Genomic DNA, 19,857 nt, shown 5'->3' with positions numbered 1-19,857 from the left:
GCAGAGCTTGCTTGCGCGAAAGCGCAGCTTTTAAAATAATTTACTTATATCGCGTTGGCGATGGCAACCAAGGGGCGGATACCGCCGACCGCCCCTTGGAACCCCACGGCGCCCCGAGTATTTTGCAATTACCTCAAAGTCTAAATCGATATGAACGTAACTGCCGTGTATTCGCCGTCCATGGCGAAGTCACGGCTTCGATTGCTTCCATGCAATCAATTACTCATGAATTGAGTCTTTTCGGGCAAAATGACGGGGGAATTGTTTTGGCATTAGTCTTTAATTCAATAATGAGTTAATGCTTGTTTACAATGCACTTTTTAGTAAACTAACTACTCGCAAACAGGGAGTGGTTTTAATGCAGCAAATTGGTATTTACGAGCAGTTAATTACGCAAGTAATTGAGCAAAACTTAAATCGTGATCAATTTTATGTGGGCGAGCGACAGCTTGAAACGGCCGAAGCCGCAACATGGCTTTCGCGCTTTTTGGGTAAACTTGTAACGCATGCAATCGATGCCATTCCGAACTCAAACGAGCGCCTACAAGAACAAATTAGCCTAGCTAACAACCTTGTACTTTGGCTTAAAGATCATATTTGCGATGACAAGCTGATCGACGAAAATCTTATCGACAGCCAAGGCCGAATACTCACCGCGCTGTTTAATACCCAAAATCCTATTGCGGCCAACCTTAAAGATTACTCTCACGATATATTCCCACTTACGGGGCTTACACAAAGCGAATTGTTTAGCGGTGCTAATGCAGGTATATCGCTCGAAACCGAGCTAAAGCGCGAGATTAAATCGTCTGACACTATTTACTGGCTTGTCTCATTTATAAAATGGACAGGGCTGCGCATATTTAAAAATGAGCTTGAAGCATTCACCAAAAGTGGCAATAAACTCAAAGTAATTACCACGTCGTACATGGGTGCAACGGATGCCAAAGCCGTTGAGTTTTTAGCAAACTTACCAAATACCGAGGTAAAGCTAAGTTACAATAACCAGCAAGAGCGCCTACACGCTAAATCTTACTTATTTATGCGTAATACGGGTTTTCATACTGGTTATATTGGCTCGTCTAATTTATCGCATTCGGCACTTACCAGCGGCCTTGAGTGGAACTTAAAAATTACAGCGCAAGAAATCCCGCACATAATAGCCAAAACCAAAAGTACCTTTGAAACCTACTGGCAATCGCCAGATTTTGAGCTATTTACAGGCAAAGCTGAATGTAAAGAAAAGCTCATAAATTCACTTAACGAGCAGCGCGGTGTTGGGCAATCAAGCAGCCAGTTTTATTTTGATATAACACCAAAAACGCATCAGCTCACTATTTTAGAAAAGCTAAGCGTTGAGCGCAGCGTACATAATCGTTTTAAAAACTTAGTAGTTGCCGCAACCGGCACAGGTAAAACAATCATATCGGCATTCGACTTTAAAAATGTTTACGATAAAAACCCAAACGCACACTTTTTATTTGTCGCCCACCGAGAAGAAATACTAAAACAAGCGCAAAGCGCTTACCGTGGCGTGCTTAAAAATAACGACTTTGGCGAGCTGTGGGTAGGTAACTACAAACCACAACGCTATAACCAATTATTTGCATCCATCCAAACGCTAAACAGCCAAATTGAATCGCTTAATTTAACGCATGATTACTACGACTATATAGTAATAGACGAAGTACACCACGTAAGCGCTACCAGTTATCGCGCCATTTTAAACCACTTTACGCCCGCAATATTACTTGGCTTAACCGCCACACCAGAGCGACAAGATGACGCAAATATACTCGATGACTTTTGCGGTGTAATAGCCGCCGAAATACGCTTGCCAGAGGCAATAAACCAACGCCATTTATGCCCATTTCAATACTTTGGATTAGATGACGACACCGACCTAAGCCAAATAACATGGCGAGGCGGCCGTTACGATATAAGCGAGCTAAGTAACCTTTATACAGGCGAGAACAGCCGCGCTAACAAAATTATATCCAGCCTTGCTGATATCGTAACCAATGTTCACGCTATTAAAGCACTCGCGTTTTGCGTAAGCCAAAAACACGCAGAATTTATGGCTAAAAAGTTTAACTTAGCAGGCATAAACGCCGATGTACTCACCAGCAAAAACACTAATGAGCGCGCGACCAAACAACAAGCACTGCGTCAAGGCGAAATACAAATACTTTGCGTGGTTGATATTTTTAACGAAGGCGTCGATATTCCAGAAGTCGATACACTATTATTTTTACGCCCAACTGAAAGCCTAACTCTGTTTTTACAGCAATTAGGCCGTGGTTTGCGCCTGCCCGACAACAGCCAAAAACAGTGCTGCACCGTACTCGACTTTGTAGGCAACGCCCGCCCAGAGTACGACTTTGCGTGTAAGTTTCGCGCACTCATTGGTAAAAGTAATCAGCCAATAAAAACCGAGATTGAAAACAACTTCCCGCATTTACCACTGGGTTGCCGCATTGAGCTACAAAAGCGCACACAACAAACGATTTTAAAAAACATTCAGAAAGCTATAAATACCAAGCGCCGTTTACAACAACTGATAAATAGCTATTCGCAACATACCAATGACGCCCTTACGCTGAGTAACTTTTTACGCATAAACCCGCAAGTCACCCTTGAGGATATATACAAACCAAAAGATAAAAAGCTCGGCGGCTGGCACTGCTTAAAAGGCGATGAAATACCCGCAGAGCAAGCCGACATTTACGCCGCGTATTACCGCGCTATCAACACTCAGTTACTCGGCTGCGACTCGCTCAGTTACTTATGCTTTTTACGTGATTTATGTAACAACGACTTTAGTTTTACCCCAACAGCGCAAAACCAACAGTACGCGCTTATGGCGCATTACAATTTTTGGGATAACACAGGCACAAGTTTAGGCTTTAAAACTCTTGAACAAAGCTTACAAGCACTTAAGCACAAAGAGCTACAGCAGGAACTTGAACAAGTTATTACGCTATTAATAAACCGCATTCACCAGCAAGAAAGCGATTTAACGTGCTTACCTAATCACGCAATAAAATTACACAGCCGCTACACGCGACAACAGATACTCGCCGCGTTTGGGGCACACACATTCGATAAAAAATCGACCGCCCGCGAAGGCGTTTTAGAATTTAAAAACCAAAACCTCGAGCTGTTATTTGTAACACTCAATAAATGCGAAAAAAACTACTCGCCCACCACGCTATATCACGACTACGCAATTAGCCCTACCCTGTTCCACTGGCAAACGCAAAACAGCGCCCGCCCAGAACACGGCCGCGGCCTAAGTTATATTGAACACCAGCAAACAGGCAAAACCATCCTGTTATTTGTGCGCGAGCAAGGCAAAGACGAAAACGGCCGAACTATGGGATTTGTAAACTACGGCGAGGTTAAATACCAAAGCCACAACGGCGGCCAACCGATGAATATAACGTGGGAATTAACCAACCCCATGCCAAGTGAAGTGTGGCATGAGGCAGGGAAATTGGCGGTTGGGTGATTAAGTCATTTGATTAATCGACGAAATGAATGACAAAATGAATCATGGTAAATCTATAATGCCATAGCCTTCTTTTCTATCTCGTATTACATCACTATCATAATTAAAATGATATATGCGACCATTTTCATTTAATGTTTTTATGTATGACAATGCAGTATGCGAATCAAGATTAAATTGATGCCTTAGCGTACTAAATATATGGTAAATTTCATTTCGCATATCTGTTACGAAAATCCCAGGATCATCTGAACCTAAAGCTATTAGCATATCACTATCACCTTCAACTCTTCTTTCAGGTACCCTAAGCCATCTGAATAAATGATGTTCGTAAACAGTTTTATAATGGCTAATTCTTACATTACTAGTAGGTAGGCTCTCAATCACTATATGTTTCTCTGAGATAAGACGCTGTACACTTTGTTGTAATTGAATAATCAATTTAGAAGATGTATCAGCCATATTAATTTCTATTAGCTCTTCTGCTGATTTTAAACAATCTTCATTGAACCACCTCTGGTGTAAAAATGCTAAACTTTCATATGAATACTTACTTACCATATCAAGCTCTGAACTAAGCCATCCAACTAGCGTGCTAGTTTCATCAAATAAAAAGCTTTTCACAACAAAAGGATCAAGCCCTCGCATATCAAAGACTCTTTGAGCTATATTTATATTTTTCTCCAATCCTAAGTATTCTAAAATTTTTAAAATTTCTTCTTCTAGCTTTAAAATGGAAAAATCTATTTCTACATTACTCAGCGCTATTTTCCTGATAAACAGTAGATTATCTAGCCAATCAATTCGCTTTATAAAAATTTTTTCAGGCATAGAGTTTAACCATAGTTTGGGATCTATACCGATAGCAGTAGCATGGCCTACTCTATCGCCATTTTTTAAATCCAAAAAGTTGACAGCATCAAAAACAGCCCGAATCCCCGTAACTAGGTGGTCGAAATCCTCACCCACATGATAGGTGAAATTTTTAAAACCATTCTTCTTACAATATCTATAAAAAGAACTAAAAACCTCTGGAGGAGCATCAAGTTCATTTGCAGCAGCATCAATTCCTGTAATAATTTTCTTCAAATTAGGACTTTGCTCCAATAATTCTATTAATACAGCACCATAAACCAACAAACTTTCTCTTAAATTTTGATAAAAATATCCCCCATCTGTTGAGACCCATTTGCGTTTTATAAAATGTGCCACAAGTCTCAATTTAGGTCTGTTAATTGTTAGGATGTCTTTAGATAGATCGTCTAAGTCAGCGGATTGAGTGAGTTTGCATTCACCTTTAGCATAAGCCAAAAAACCGCTTAAGATACTTTTTATTAATTTTTCATTTTTGCTTAATGTTTTTTTAGGGGCAAACCTAGCTTCTAAAGTTGTTAGATCAGGTTTCCCCATAACATTTGGGCCATGCAATTGAAAAAAACGAGATTTATACTCTGCTTCTACTTCTTCACGCACTCCATCGTCGGCAAACTTTTGGAACTGGTCAAAACCATATTGATCACTACCTTGCACTAATAATTTTTGATAGCAATTCATACTCAATACATATAATAAATAACAGCTATCATAAATACTGTTATTACCTATGCGAGATTTAAGTTCATTCTGTAACTTAACCTGCCAATGAAGCTCACTAATATGACTCCAATGACCTATTTTACTGCAGTAGGCCTCTTCATTAGGAAAATAAGATGGTTCTTCCCCACTAAGAATATTTTTATGTAAAATTTCTCTAGCTAATATTACAGCCTTTTCGTCTTGATATAACCATGACAGAAGAAACTCCCTCAATTGGCGAGCTAGCTTCAAAAGTTTATAATATTCTAACGGTTCGCTTAGATATGGGTTACTCGAGTATAATAGTTGCACCCTATTATTATTTTCTTTAACTAAGTTTTCTAAAATTAGATCTGGATGTTGTAAGGCATGATTCCATAGTTGCTCAATTAATGTCGTACCGTTGAGATGTAGATGTGTTTCATGTAAACCATTGTTGTCAATGTAACTTTCAATTAAAGGATGGTGAGGTGAAACAATAGCTCTGAAACCAATTAAATTTTTTAAAATACTATCTAATTCAACATCACTATTAAAAAGTGACTTGTCCAGCATTTGATTCAATTGATAGGCAATTACAGGTAAACCAGATTGTTTTGAAATCCATGCCTGCCAAGAATCAAACTTAACTGATTGAATAGCAAGTCTACGAATATCATTATCGAAATGGAAACGAGCAGCTTGCCCCAATAGTGCTAAACTCCAGAAGCCATCTAATTTTTTTCGCTGCTCAAAATTTTTCCAATGCCCATGAAACACTTGATCTGGCCAATAGTAGTATCTTTGTTGCCAATTTGCATATGTTATGTGCTTGATTCTTTCGCTATCAATCCTACTTTCTGCTGAATTTAGCAAACAGGATAATTGAGAGACAATATCTTTATACAAACGAGGATCAGATAATAAATATTGATTAATATAAGCCATATTTACTTATTCCAACCAATTATTGGTAACCTAGAAACGAATTCTAAACCTTTATGTCTCTCTAAAAACAATTCATCTAAAAAATCTATCTTATCAAAATCATTTTTTATTATTTCTTCTAAAGTACTCCTTATTTCTACTTTTGTTATTTCAGATAAAAAGAAAGGCCATAGTAGTGGGCACAAAAGCAAACAAGTTGTAAACGGTAGTTCTTCTTTTATCTTTACGATATTATTTTCGTAGTGACTAAATACAATATTTAGATTTTGGATAAATACGTTTGAAGCTGAAGCGACATTTTTTGCTTTACTTAAAGAGCTAACTAATAATCCATCAAATTTAGGTTTATAGCGTGCTTCCTCTATAAGTGATGAGTTGATTATTCCTGTAACCCATCGAGTCATTAACTCACCGAGAAAAATATATCTTGTATTTTCTTCAGAATCTACCACCTTCCTTGTATTAGCTATTTCAGAGATACTATTTAAAGTGTAATGTATCCTAGACCAGACTTTACCAACTAGTAAAAATGATACTTTATTTTCTTTGGATTTATTTTTCCCAACCCAGTTAACTAAAAGCTCATTTAGTCTATTATTATTGACAATATCCTCTCCAGTTATATCAACATTTTGCTCTTCCACCCCCATATCTAAAGTTTCACCACTTCCTTGAGCCTCTATATTAACAAATGATGGACTGCTAAATGTTTGTATCGACCCAAATTTTGAAATTAAGATATCTAAATTAATTTTATTATCACCAGCACTAAGTAATTCCCCAATAACCGATAGAAGCAAGTAACTTGATAAATAATCTCTTCCCTCATTTTTTGTCAAACTAGAATGCGAAGACATCGTTATTGATTTAGCGCTTAGAAATTCAACGAAACTTGTATTTTTTTCATCTTGTTTTTTTATTAAGTCATTTAACGTTTTTATTCTAAAGTTACTATCTATATCCTCTAAATTAAAATGACTTTTTAAACATTGTATAAAATTATCACCTGGCTTTGAGGAGCGGGGTAAACGAGCAACCCCTCCCATAACAACCGGTCTATTTGCACCTTTAAAATCCAATATAAATGGGCTGAAATGCGGAACTAAACTAGTTGTCGGGCTATATCTATTTATACCTATAAAATCTATATAATCTTGCTTATTTGCTTTTTCTTTTATTTTTTCTTCTACATAGTTTAAATAAATATTCGACGTGGCAGCAGTTGATAGCATCAATTGTATTGCTGCTCCGATATGATTATCACTAGAGTTTAAAAAATTTGATTTGACCGACGCTAAAAAAATCTGAGAAGAATTGTATGAATCCTGTTCTCCATCGGTACGTGAATAATACCCAGTTTCTAATTCACCATATCGTGAATTTATATTGAAATCAGCTAAGCCTATATCGTTTTGATGCAATAAAGTACTCAATAATTTGTCACTATTAATTCCTTCTTTCTGAAGCAAACCTATATAGCTACTACGTATAAACTCAGAAAAATCAGTAGCGTTGTCAGAACTATAGTTTTTGTAATCAACATTTTTAAACAATTGTAAAATAGTTCTTATTGGCTGCTCAAATATAAAAGATCTATAGGTATTGATAAATGATTTATCAATATTGAAATTATTAACTAATAAAGTATCCAGTGCATTTGTAATCTCAGTACTATTACCCGAATGCGTAGTTTTCAAAACTATCGATATACTATCATCTTCAGAAATAATACCTTGTAGTGTTTTTAAGTGAATTCGTTGCTCAGCTGGAAATACTTTAACAAGATATTGTTGTTCAAGGTGCTCCACTAAATCACTAGTCTTATTGTCGATTTTTAATAATTGAGAACTTAGTTCTTCTAATTTTTTTATTTTAACTATGTGACTATAAATTTTTAAGTCACCTGAAACTACAATTACAATGTTAGGGTGAGTTAAATACTTCCTTATTGTTTCCAGCACATCATGTGCTTTCGTCGTATCATTATCAACATCATCAATAGCAATAACCAATAATTTTTTATTTATACTTTCAAGTAAAATATCAATTAATTTATTTAAATTACGCTCTAAACTATGGCCACTATCTGCATTCTTGATCGCTTTATTTAAAAACCAAGAAGCATCCTGGTCTACGTCTTCTTTTTTTATCTTGAGAAGTTTCAACCCTTCTGACAGTTCACCTAACTGAGCTCTAAATTCATGATATTTTTCTGATTTTTGACACCCATTTATTTCTTTTTCAAATGTTCGTTTTAAGCAGGTAATTATTTCAACTAAGATTGGTTGATTTGTATGTACTAATGTTGGATCAATCAAAGTAACAGGGTAAATATCTCCCCCATCTTGGCTTTCTATATTTAGTTCTGATAAGTAAGTTTTTAGAAATGTAGTTTTACCAGCCCCTCGCTGACCACTTACAAAAATCGTATTATTATATCGAGGAGAGTCAAAGATTGAATTATCCTCTCCTACGACCTTCTGATTTGAAAATGACTTTAGTAACTCATCTAACTTAATTTTGGCTTGGGTTTGTAGAAAACTATCTACATGAATAGCACCGCTACTTAACGGCTTTGTTAAATCTAAAGTAATATTTTTTTTGAAAAATCTTTTTACGTTCATTACCACAACAGTCCCTCTAATTTTATACTTTATAAAATACTCAATTGATCAATAGTTCTATAATTACACGCCGTAAGTCATTAACTATCTAGTAAATAACCTTTCCCTAGTTTAAAAGTGATACAAAACTTTAAGTAAGGTTGAAGATATGGTCTGAGTCTTGGGATTCCAAAGGGTGGACAGCGGTATGCCCCCTTTGGTTGCCGCCAGCAACCTGGCAAAAACCTCGAATAGAGGTTATTAAACCGCTAAACTCTCACGTAGAAAACCTATTTTAAAAGCTACGCTTTTAACGCCAGCAAGCTTCGCGTCTACACATTAAAACGCGATATAAAATCGCGACTACAAAACCACTTGTTTAAAGCGTGCGAACGTTCGCATGCTTTCATCTGCAATCATTACTTCGTAATCGGGGTTTTGAGCAATTAGCTCATATTGCCCATTAGATAATTTATTAACTTTACGCAGTAAATACTGCCCTTCCCCGCCTATATCATCCCGCTCTATTACAACTATTTGGTCGCGTAGCGATCCGGCTCTATCGGAAGTTATAAGCTCAAGCAGTAATAAATCACCATCAAGTATTGGGTGTTTACCGCCATTCATAGAGTTGCCCGATGCGCGTGCTAAAAAATGCACGTTTGGATCAAGCTTGCCTGCGCCGAGTGGCGCGTCTAAATATTCAACATCGCTGCTATCGCCTGTTTTAAAATGTCCGCAGGCTATTTTAATATTTGGGAAATACGGCAATTTTAATGTTTGTTCAATGGGCTTAATGTTTACTGCGGGCTCTGCAACTTGGTTTTGCTTAGCCAAGTTTTCTTGCGGAAACGTTACTATATCGGCAGTTGGCTTTGCTTCTTCAAAATGGTCTTTATTGGCAATCCATAATTTAGCGCTGTTTGCTTGCGCTACTTGGTAAGCCCAATTACTTACAGCAAGCGATTTATCGGCATCGCAATGAAAATACGCACTTAGCTCATTACTAATAATTTGGCCGTTAACAACCAAGTTTTGGTTTTGCCAGCGTTCACGGTGCTGCTGTGCAGCTAAAAAATCGCGTTTGTTGTTATTACATGCACGGTGTGCGGCAACAAAGTTATGCCCAAGGTCGTTTGCGTAGCGGGCAAACGGTATAAAGTGATCGATCTCAACATCGTTTTTCATTGGCTTTTGGCAATAAAAACAAGTGTTTGATTGCAGCTCAACTAAAACAGGCTTTGCCTTGGTAAGTGCATTACGGTCTACCCCAAATAAAAACTCTTGTAGTTGGCTTTGCGGGCCAATTAGCGCTTGGTTGTGCTTTATACTTTGAATTTTTTGAAGCCATGCATTTTTAGCTAAGTACACAACTAAATCGTAAAAGCGCCTAAAGCAGCTCGCGATACCTGCATTTAGCGTAATAAATTGAGTGCTGTTTGTATGCGGGTATAAAAAACATTCCTCTTGTTTGGCGAGAATTTGTAAGCGCCAAAGCGGCCCTGTTTTTAGTGTTGCCATAGCCGCATTAAATGTGGGCTTATAAAACGGGCTTTGCTTAAGCTGGCGAAAGTTACGTATATTGTTTTGCTGGCATTCAAACAATACGCTAATTACTTTTGATTGCGCGCCTGTATTTTGCTTAAGTAAGGCGCTTTCGCCGGTGTGCTCTGACGAAAACGGCATTGCATGATGCCAGTATAAGGTAATGAGTTTGTCAGCAAGGGTTGGTAGCTCTATTACTAATTCACTTTGCTCTGACAACAGCGGTTGCTCTACGCACACATCGGCTATAGCGTATAAAAGCGCAAATTTGTAGGTAGCGCTAAAATCGCCCTCAACTAGCATACGTTGTATGTATGCAATAAAGTCGAGCTGTTGCTGCATTGCGCCAATCATAAAACAGGCACAGCTTTAATTAGGGCATTGAGCCACACTTCGCTTTCGCGCTCTGGCCGCTGATCAACCGTTTGCCAGTGTTTTATTATTTTAAGTTTTGTGTGGCTGTTAATTAACGCAGTTAAAGCACTTTCATTTAAATCGGTAAATTCACGGCCATTATGTACACGCTCTTGCGTACCATATTTAAACGATACATATAAAACGCCATCGGGTTTTAAGGCATTTTGCAGCTTTAAAAACACTTGCGGTAACTCAGCTTTTGGTACGTGCAATAAACTAGCGCAGCACCAAATGCCATCGTATTTATTTACACATTCAAGTTGTTGAAAGGTTTTAACCGCTACAGGTTGCTGTAAGTAATTACTGGCTAACTTTGCAATCGCTGGGCTTGCATCAAACGCGCTAACCGTAAAACCTTGCTGTTTAAAATACATGGCATCGCGGGCACTGCCACAACCAGCATCTAAAATATGGCCATGTTGTTTTACATGCGGTAAAAACTCAGCATACAACGCCGACATATCAACATTAAGCGTTGAGTCGCTAAAGATTTGTGCGTTGTTATTGTAGTAAGTGAGTGTGGTACTTGGCACGATACACCCGCTCCTTGGCTAATCGTTTAACAGCTAAGCCGCTGTTAATATTAAATTCATTGGCGTTTAATCTACAGGAACAAATAAATAAAATATAGACTTAGTAGTAGAATATTTTAAATTAATACGCCCTTTTTATTAATCACATATACGCACTGCAAATTTAACGATTACAAAATTGAACATGTTAGCTTAGCCCTCCCAACACATTGATTATAAATACATAACTTTTTACAGCCAGTAATGTTATTTACATGCTTATACAAAATTTGCTACCAAATTTTTAGGCTGGTTTATACTGTACGTATTGCGTCGCTAGCATGAGGGATATAATGCATAGATTAAAAAAATACGGTGTGTATTTGTTAGTAGCCCTCTCTTTTGGGAGCACGGCTTGCGAAAAAAGGTTTTTTGTCGCGTCGCACGATACCTATTGGCCGCCTTACGTTGTTAATGTAGACGGCCACGCACAAGGTAAAGAGGTAACGGCGCTTTGGCTTATATTTGCGGGGTCGCCTTATTGTGTTCAGGTTGAGTTTTTACCCAATACCGAGCGTGCATTTGTTGAACAAACTAAAGGCCGAATGGATTTAGGCTGGGCTGCCAGCTTTACTGAAAAACGTGCAGAGCATGTTTATTTTTCGGATAGTTACCGCAACGAGGTGATGTGGCTGTATCAGCATAAAAATAAACAATATAATGTTAAAAACCTGCAAGATGCGCTTGAACAGGGCTACACCGTGGCCGCACATGTAGGGAGTTATTACGGCGAGCAATTTGAGCACTTAAAAAGTATTTATCCAAAACAAATTATTTTTACCGGTGCAGCAAAAACGCGTTTTGCTTTATTAGCTAAACAACGGGTCGATTTTATAATTGAAGACCAGTTAGTGGGTGAGTACTTTATTAACCAGTCAAACACTATTAAGCGAGTTAATACTACAACCTATGTTAACAAGGGTTCTATTCATTTAATGCTGAGTAAAAATACCTCCACTATGCAAGATGTTATTGAGGTTAATAAATTAATACAAAGCCATAAGGCACAATTAGAAGAACTATTTGAAAAATTATAACTAAATACACACTAAAAACCGTTTACAAAAGGCTGTAGTTTGAAAATATTATTGTTTATAACCCTTTTTACTTTTAGTGCATTTAATGCCTGGGGATGCACTAAAACGTTAACAGTAGCTACCAACGAAAGTTACTGGCCGCCTTATGTAATATTAAAAAACAATACGCTGGGTGGTACTGAAATAGACGTACTTAAGGCTATTTTTAAAAGCTCTCCTTATTGTTTAAATTTTAGTGTGTTACCTAGCTCTTTACGTGCATTTGAAGAGCTAAAACAGGGCCGTGTTGATTTAATTTTTGCCGCCAGTAAAACGGCAGAGCGCGCTGAGTATGCCCACTTTACGTTACCTTACCGTGTTGAAAAAATGCTGTTATATAAGCACGCCAGCTCGCCTAATGTGAATAGCATTAACGAGTTATTTAAAAAGTCGCTTACGGTGGGTGTAAACAGAGGGAGTGTTTTTGGCGATGCGTTTGAACAATTACGCATGCAGTATGCAAACCAAGTGGTGCTTACGGGGGAGTCTAAAAAGCGTTTTATTTTGCTTAATAAGCAGCGCATTAATTTTTTAATTGATGATTCGTTAGTGGCGCAATATTTTACAAAGCAGTATTCAAACATTATGCCTGCGGCATTGGTTGAGCCCATAAATATTAATAATGTGCATTTTATGCTGAGTAAAAAAACGGTTACTGCCGACGATATAGCAGCTATTAATTCGTATATTACTAACAATAAAGCGGTTATTGAGCGTATTTACCAATCACACCAGTAAATTTACTTAGTTAACCTCCTTTACTTGCTAGGCAAATTTTAAGGCTTTTTGCACCGTTTAAGTGCGTTTAGGGTTGGTTATAAATTAGCTGCCTTTTACCTTTCATTAATTGTGGCTGATCTGTATAATTCGCCAGCTAATTTACCCTATTGCTTGATGTTGTTTGTGGCCTTTTGCTGCAACAAGCTCCTGTCAGTACTCATTCTAGGATTACCCTTTTTGATCTCCACCGCAAATATTACGATGCAGTTTGGCGCAGAGCCGTTGTTTGAAAACATTTCAGCTAAATTTGGTAACGGTAACCGTTACGGTTTAATTGGCGCTAACGGCTGCGGCAAGTCGACCTTCATGAAAATTTTAAGCGGTGCGCTTGTGCCTAGTGCGGGTAATGTGTCGATTACCCCGGGGTTAAAAGTAGGTAACCTTAGCCAAGACCAGTTTGCATTTGAGCAATACACGGTGGTAGATGCGGTAATTATGGGCGACGTTGAGCTTTGGAAAGTAAAGCAAGAGCGTGAACGTATTTATTCGTTACCCGAAATGAGCGAAGAAGACGGCATGAAAGTGGCCGACCTTGAAAGCGTTTTTGCCGAAATGGACGGTTACACAGCCGAAAGCCGCGCTGAAGAAATACTAATAGAAGCGGGTATAGATAAAGAGTTTCATTATGGGTTAATGGCAAACGTTGCCCCAGGTTGGAAACTCCGTGTGCTTTTAGCGCAGGCCTTGTTTGCAAACCCAGATATACTGCTACTCGATGAGCCTACCAATAACTTGGATATTCATACCATTACGTGGCTTGCTGATGAGCTTAATAAACGTAAATGCACCATGATTATTATTTCGCATGACCGCCACTTTTTAAATTCGGTATGTACTCACATGGCCGACATTGATTACGGCGAGCTGCGTATTTACCCAGGTAACTACGAGAAGTTTTTAGAAGCGGCAGGCTTGCAGCGCGAGCAGCTGTTAGCCGAAAACGCTAAAAAGAGTGCAGAGATTGACGAGCTACAAGACTTTGTTAACCGCTTTGGTGCTAACGCATCTAAAGCTAAGCAAGCAAGTTCGCGCGCTAAAAAAATGGATAAAATTAAGCTTGATGAAGTTAAAGCGTCAAGCCGTATGAGCCCATCGTTAAGTTTTGACGAAGGCAAAAAAATGTACCGCCAAGCGCTTGAAGTTAACAAGCTTGGCCATGGTTTTGATGGTGAAACATTATTTAGTGGCGGTGAGTTTTTACTAGAAGCCGGTGCAAAGCTTGCGGTAATTGGCGAAAACGGTGTGGGTAAAACTACTTTTTTACGCTGTTTAGTTAACGAGCTTAAAAGTAACGAAGGCGAAATTAAGTGGTCTGAAAATGCGAGCTTTGGTTACTGCCCGCAAGACAGCACTAAAGATTTTGATAACGATTTAACGTTGTTTGATTGGATGTCGCAGTGGCGTACGGCCAAGCATAACGATTTAATGGTACGTGGCATGTTGGGCCGTTTGTTGTTTACCGCAGACGATTCAAACAAAAAAGCGCGTAACTGTTCAGGTGGTGAAAAAAACCGTTTGTTATTTGGTAAGTTAATGATGCAAGACGTGAACGTGCTTGTAATGGACGAGCCAACAAACCACATGGATATGGAAGCCATTGAGGCGTTAAATAATGCGCTTAAAGACTTTGCAGGTACGCTTATTTTTGTAAGCCACGACCGTGAGTTTGTGTCGTCGTTAGCTACGCGTATTATTGATATTAAAGATAAGCAGGTTATTGATTTTCAGGGTACGTTTGACGAGTACCTTGCAAGCTGCGAAGAGAAAAAAGCATAAACCCATTGGTTTTTAGTTTAAAAGGCGCTTAGTTAGCGCCTTTTTTGTGCTTGGTTAAATGTATTAGTAAACAAGTAATTAAATCATCACCAAGAGGTAATTAACTATTGCTCGTGTTTTTTTTGTAGCGCTGAGAAGCTTTCACTTCTAACGTGAGCAAGCTCTACGTTTACAAAATAAGTTAACCCTGCTTAGTATGGCTACTCATTTACTCCTCATTCACTTCTCTTTGTGCATTATGTTTTTAAAAACCTATTTTTCACAAAGAGGTTGAGAGGCGCTGCGCTTTTAGAGGAATCGCTTTAAAAGTTAGTAACAAGAAGCTGCACTTCAAACGTGAGCAAGCTCTTCGTCTACAAAACAAAGCTAAACTATGACCTATTCACTTTATCTTCTCATTTACTCCTCATTCTCTTCTCTTTGTGCATTATGTTTTTAAAAGCTCAGCTTTCAAAAGCAGTGGCTGAATGTAGCCTGCAGGTGCGCTTTGCATTCATTTAATAGCAACAGCTACAAAAGTGATTGTTTTACCACCGAGAAGTTAAGGAGAAGAGCAGGAGCAGTGACTAACCAATATTTTTAACTCTGTGTAGCGCAAAGCGCCTCGGTGTGCTCTGTGGTGATAAAAAAATCACTTAACACTATTCAATTTGTCTGCTCATTTACTTCTCATTCGCTTCTCTTTGTGCATTAAGATTTTAAAAGCCCATTAATCACAAAGAGGTTAAGAGACGCTGCGCTTTAGAGGTAGAGCTTATTGAACTGACATAGTTGCATGAGCACACTCGGCGTGTAAAAACCAAATTTAGGATTGGTTTTGCTCTTCTCATTTACTCCTCATTCACTTCTCTTTGTGCATTACGGTCTTAAAAGCCCATTATTCACAAAAAGTTTAAATTAACCTGCTGACGTGCTTTGCTTTCGTTTAATACCAACGTTTTACATTTAGTTGATTTATTCGTAAAAATGATTGTTTTACCACCGAGAAGTTAAGGAGAAGAGCAGGAGCAGTGACTAACCAATATTTTTAACTCTGTGTAGCGCAAAGCGCCTCGGTGTGCTCTGTGGTGATAAAAAAATCACTTAACACTATTCAATTTGGCTACTCATTTACTCCTCATTCGTTTCTCTTTGTGCAATACGGTTTTAAAAGCCCCGTTTTTAAAAACAAAAAAGGAGCATTGCTGCTCCTTTTTAACTGTTAATTAGGTTTATTAAATATCAAACCTGTCGGCGTTCATTACTTTTACCCATGCATTTACAAAGTCGTCAACAAAACGGGTTTTATTATCGTCTTGTGCATAAAACTCTGCCAATGCGCGTAAAATTGAGTTTGACCCAAATACTAAATCTACGCGTGTTGCGGTCCATTTAGTTGCACCGCTTGCGCGGTCAACAATGTTGTAAAGGCCATTACCTGTTGGCTCCCAGCGGTTTGCCATGTCGGTTAGGTTTACAAAAAAGTCGTTACTTAACGTTCCTACATTATTTGTAAATACGCCATGTTGTGTGCCGCTATGGTTTGTGCCAAGCATACGCATGCCACCCATTAATACCGACATTTCTGGCGCTGTTAAACCCATTAGCTGGCTGCGCTCAAGTAATAACTCTTCTGCAGACACAACGTAGTCTTTTTTCAGCCAGTTTCTAAAACCGTCGTGAATAGGTTCAAGTACGTCGAACGATTCGGCGTCGGTCATGTCGTCGGTTGCGTCTCCGCGCCCTGGCGCAAATGGTACGTTAACCTCTACCCCTGCGTTTTTAGCGGCTTGTTCAACCGCTGCTGTGCCACCAAGTACAATTAAATCGGCCATGCTAACAGGTTTACTTAACCCAGCTTGCACTTTTTCAAGTGCCGCTAACACACTTGCTAAGCGCTCGGGCTCATTGCCTTGCCACTCTTTTTGCGGTGCTAAACGAATACGTGCACCGTTTGCGCCGCCTCGGTGATCAGAGCCTCGGTACGTACGCGTACTGTCCCATGCGGTGTTAATTAAATCGCTGGCGCTTACGCCGCAATTAAGTAGTGTTACTTTTAAATCGGCGATTTCAGTATCTGTTAGGGTGTAATCAACGCTTGGAATTGGGTCTTGCCAAATTAAGTCTTCGCTTGGTACATCGGCACCTAGGTAGCGCGCTTTTGGCCCTAAGTCGCGGTGCGTAAGTTTAAACCATGCGCGTGCAAACACGTCTGAAAAGTATTCAAAGTCGTTATGAAAACGCTCAATTATTTTGCGGTACGCTGGGTCGAGCTTCATTGCCATGTCGGCATCGGTCATTATTGGGTTTAAGCGAATTGATGGGTCTTCTACATCGACCGGTTTGTCTTCTTCTTTAATATTTACAGGTTCCCATTGGTGAGCGCCTGCTGGGCTTTTTGTCAGTTCCCATTCGTAATTTAAAAGAAGGTCACAGTAGCCGTTATCCCATTTTGTTGGGTGTGTGGTCCACGCACCTTCAATGCCCGATGTCATTGTATCGCGGCCAATGCCCCGTGTTTTGTGGTTGTTCCACCCCATACCTTGCTCTGAAATATCAGCCGCTTCTGGCTCTGGGCCAAGGTTTGACTCTTTTCCGTTACCGTGTGTTTTACCAACTGTGTGGCCGCCTACGGTAAGCGCTGCCGTTTCTTCGTCGTTCATTGCCATGCGGGCAAACGTTTCACGAACTTGTGCTGCGGTTTTAAGCGGATCGGGTTTACCGTTTACCCCTTCTGGGTTTACGTAAATTAGGCCCATTTGAACAGACGCTAACGGGTTTTCCATTGTGTCGGGTTTATCAACATTTTGGTAGCGTTCGTCGCTTGGTGCTAACCATTCTTTTTCGGCGCCCCAGTATACGTCTTTTTCTGGCTGCCAAATGTCTTCACGGCCACCGGCAAACCCAAAGGTTTTTAAGCCCATTGATTCGTACGCCATGTTGCCCGCTAAAATAATGAGATCGGCCCACGAGAGTTTGTTACCGTATTTCTTTTTAATTGGCCAAAGTAAGCGGCGCGCTTTGTCGAGATTGGCGTTATCGGGCCATGAGTTTAAAGGGGCAAAGCGTTGATTAGCCGTGCCACCGCCGCCACGTCCGTCAGATAAACGGTATGAACCTGCCGAGTGCCATGCCATGCGGATCATTAAACCGCCATAGTGGCCCCAATCGGCTGGCCACCAATCTTGGCTTTGGGTCATTAAGTTTTTTAAATCGGTTTTTACGGCTTCTAGATCTAGGGATTTGAATGCTTCAGCGTAGTTAAAGTCGCTACCGTATGGAGAGCTTTTTGTATCGTGTTGATGAAGGATGTCGAAATTAAGTGCATTTGGCCACCAATCTGTGTTTTGGCCTGCTGTTTGTGTATTGCTGCCATGCATTACCGGGCATTTGCCAGCGCTAGAGTTACTCATTATTTAATCCTCTTGGTCTAAAATAAAATACGTAAGCAATGGTCAATTTGTTTAGGTATTACTATTTTTAATTCATGCAAATGTTGCTTAATCAATTGTTTATATACTTGTACTTATTTTGAATTACCAATATAGGCTTATTTTTTGAGCTATACCAACAAATGCACCGTATTTAAAACGATTGGACCGATTTGTATTTTTGATTGGTATTTAAAAACGAGCCTTTAAAAATTTTTGATCTTTTTTTTAAATAACGATGATCGAATTAAAAAGTAGCGGCGTAATGGTATGTGAAGGGTTTGAAAGTGGCTTTGGTTTACCACAGCGCACATAGGAATACCCCCCTTCACCATGAAATTGTAGTTATAACGTTAAAGGTGTATTACTAAGCCCAATACACCTTTACTTTATAACTCTAATTTACCTGTTTTTTGTTAGCTGATTTTTATTAGCTAACGGTAGTTAAGTTTTACCTAACCTTTGATGTTTTAGCAGTTTCAGCCAGCTCACCCAGAGCTGGTTTTTTTTGCCTAAAATTTATTACTGCACACTGCTTTAGTGATAATAATTTATAATGTGCTGTAATCTCGCCTTCAAAACAAAACCCGCCCTAGTGAGTTTAGGTTGTGCGTGTTAATATCATTTTTGCAATTTATTATTTTATTTGGGCATGTTGATGCGTTATTACTTTTATTTACTATGTATTTGTTTTACTTTATTTTTAACGTCGGCTAATGCGGCTGAGCAACAAACAGAAGCCCCCTCAAAGCTACAAGAACAGCAAGCGCTCGAGCAACTTAAAGAGCCTATGTATAAACCGCTTATGGAACGCTACATTTTAGATGAGCTAAAAGCGGTTCGCCAAGATCAGCAAAAACTACGCGAAGACGTTACTAAACAAGTAACGCACGCGCAATTAGACACAGCCGACAGAGCCCTTACTTACACTACCGATACGATAAATAATGTGTTTTTTATTATTACTGCGACGGCATCTATTTTGGTACTTGTTGGCTGGAACTCGCTGCGCGATGTTAAAAATAAAGTAGAAGATATTGTAAATACCCGTGTGAGTGTTATTACGGACGAATACGAAGACCGATTAAAAATTCTAGAAGAAAAACTGCGTGTACGTTCTGAAGAAATACTCAGTAACCAAGAACGTATATCGATTACAAATGAGGTTCACTCGTTGTGGATGCGCGCAAATTTAGAAAGTGATTATGCTAATAAAATCGAGATTTTTGATGAAATTTTAAAGCGTAAACCTGAAGACGTTGAGGCTATTGCTTACAAAGCTGATGCCCTACTTGAAATTAATCAAACAGCCAAAGCGATTGATTTATGTAACCAAGCAATTGATATAGATAGCGACTATGGTTATGCGTATTGGCAACGCGCCTGTGCATTTGCGTTAATACACGAACACGCCGATGCGCTGGCCGATATAAAAATGGCACTTGAGTATTCGCCTAACTTACGTAATGAGTTACTTCACGAAAGTGCATTTGCAAGCCTTCACGATAATAATAGCTTTAATACTATTGTGGCGGGCGAGTAAGTTTAGCTTGCTTATATAGTTTGAAAAAAAGAGCGAAAGCTCTTTTTTTATGGCTGTAATAAAGTCCTGTGCTTTGTGTATTAAGGTTTTAAAAGATTATTATTCACAAAGAGGTTAAGAGA

Annotated in this window: 10 protein-coding genes; 5 read left to right on the top strand and 5 right to left on the bottom strand. The window is 39.0% G+C overall.

What is annotated here, in order from left to right; all coding sequences use genetic code 11:
- The first annotated feature begins 358 nt into the window (after positions 1–358).
- Positions 359–3,511, top strand: coding sequence for a DUF3427 domain-containing protein (locus AC27JL_RS06835; protein ID WP_487195185.1), 3,153 nt, complete (start codon positions 359–361; stop codon positions 3,509–3,511).
- Between the two features lie 42 nt (positions 3,512–3,553).
- Here AC27JL_RS06835 and AC27JL_RS06830 read toward each other — a convergent pair whose 3' ends face one another.
- The 4 genes from AC27JL_RS06830 to AC27JL_RS06815 all read right to left on the bottom strand — a co-directional run bounded on the left by AC27JL_RS06830 (position 3,554) and on the right by AC27JL_RS06815 (position 11,111).
- Positions 3,554–6,013 carry a hypothetical protein gene (locus AC27JL_RS06830; RefSeq protein ID WP_487195184.1) on the bottom strand — a complete coding sequence of 820 codons (2,460 nt, stop codon included), beginning with the start codon at positions 6,011–6,013 and terminating at the stop codon, positions 3,554–3,556.
- 2 nt (positions 6,014–6,015) lie between these two features.
- Positions 6,016–8,637, bottom strand: coding sequence for an AAA family ATPase (locus AC27JL_RS06825; protein WP_487195183.1), 2,622 nt, complete (start codon positions 8,635–8,637; stop codon positions 6,016–6,018).
- A gap of 342 nt (positions 8,638–8,979) precedes the next feature.
- On the bottom strand, positions 8,980–10,515 hold the full coding sequence (locus tag AC27JL_RS06820; protein WP_487195182.1) for a S24 family peptidase: 1,536 nt from the start codon (positions 10,513–10,515) through the stop codon (positions 8,980–8,982).
- On the bottom strand, positions 10,512–11,111 hold the full coding sequence (locus AC27JL_RS06815) for a class I SAM-dependent methyltransferase (protein ID WP_487195181.1): 600 nt from the start codon (positions 11,109–11,111) through the stop codon (positions 10,512–10,514). The genes AC27JL_RS06820 and AC27JL_RS06815 overlap by 4 nt, the downstream gene beginning before the upstream one ends.
- A gap of 332 nt (positions 11,112–11,443) precedes the next feature.
- On the opposite strand from AC27JL_RS06815, the gene AC27JL_RS06810 reads away from it, so the two are divergent.
- The 3 genes from AC27JL_RS06810 (at position 11,444) to AC27JL_RS06800 (ending at position 14,782) form a co-directional block, all read left to right on the top strand.
- The gene (locus AC27JL_RS06810) at positions 11,444–12,187 is read left to right on the top strand and encodes a transporter substrate-binding domain-containing protein (protein WP_487195180.1); all 744 of its coding nucleotides are present in this window, start codon (positions 11,444–11,446) and stop codon (positions 12,185–12,187) included.
- 39 nt (positions 12,188–12,226) lie between these two features.
- Positions 12,227–12,964: a substrate-binding periplasmic protein gene (locus AC27JL_RS06805; RefSeq protein WP_487195179.1), complete on the top strand. Its 738-nt coding sequence runs from the start codon at positions 12,227–12,229 to the stop codon at positions 12,962–12,964.
- Between the two features lie 219 nt (positions 12,965–13,183).
- Positions 13,184–14,782, top strand: coding sequence for an ABC-F family ATPase (locus AC27JL_RS06800; protein ID WP_010556085.1), 1,599 nt, complete (start codon positions 13,184–13,186; stop codon positions 14,780–14,782).
- A gap of 1,214 nt (positions 14,783–15,996) precedes the next feature.
- On the opposite strand, the gene katG is transcribed toward AC27JL_RS06800, so the two are convergent.
- The gene (gene katG / locus AC27JL_RS06795; RefSeq protein WP_487195178.1) at positions 15,997–18,174 is read right to left on the bottom strand and encodes a catalase/peroxidase HPI; all 2,178 of its coding nucleotides are present in this window, start codon (positions 18,172–18,174) and stop codon (positions 15,997–15,999) included.
- Between the two features lie 676 nt (positions 18,175–18,850).
- Here katG and AC27JL_RS06790 point away from each other — a divergent pair.
- Positions 18,851–19,735, top strand: a complete 885-nt coding sequence (locus tag AC27JL_RS06790; protein ID WP_138741116.1) for a tetratricopeptide repeat protein — start codon at positions 18,851–18,853, stop codon at positions 19,733–19,735.
- Positions 19,736–19,857 lie beyond the last annotated feature (122 nt).

The organism is Pseudoalteromonas sp. 4NS20-0020 (assembly GCF_057554385.1).
Note: the sequence above shows the minus strand (reverse complement) of the source record. Positions and strands in the feature narration are given on the sequence as shown.

Bases quoted from the DNA above. Each gene is read 5' to 3' on its own strand.
- AC27JL_RS06835 (WP_487195185.1), top strand. From the start codon at position 359: ATGCAGCAAATTGGTATTTACGAGCAGTTAATTACGCAAGTAATTGAG.
- AC27JL_RS06830 (WP_487195184.1), bottom strand. From the start codon at position 6,013: ATGGCTTATATTAATCAATATTTATTATCTGATCCTCGTTTGTATAAA.
- AC27JL_RS06825 (WP_487195183.1), bottom strand. From the start codon at position 8,637: ATGAACGTAAAAAGATTTTTCAAAAAAAATATTACTTTAGATTTAACA.
- AC27JL_RS06820 (WP_487195182.1), bottom strand. From the start codon at position 10,515: ATGATTGGCGCAATGCAGCAACAGCTCGACTTTATTGCATACATACAA.
- AC27JL_RS06810 (WP_487195180.1), top strand. From the start codon at position 11,444: ATGCATAGATTAAAAAAATACGGTGTGTATTTGTTAGTAGCCCTCTCT.
- katG (WP_487195178.1), bottom strand. From the start codon at position 18,174: ATGAGTAACTCTAGCGCTGGCAAATGCCCGGTAATGCATGGCAGCAAT.
- AC27JL_RS06790 (WP_138741116.1), top strand. From the start codon at position 18,851: ATGCGTTATTACTTTTATTTACTATGTATTTGTTTTACTTTATTTTTA.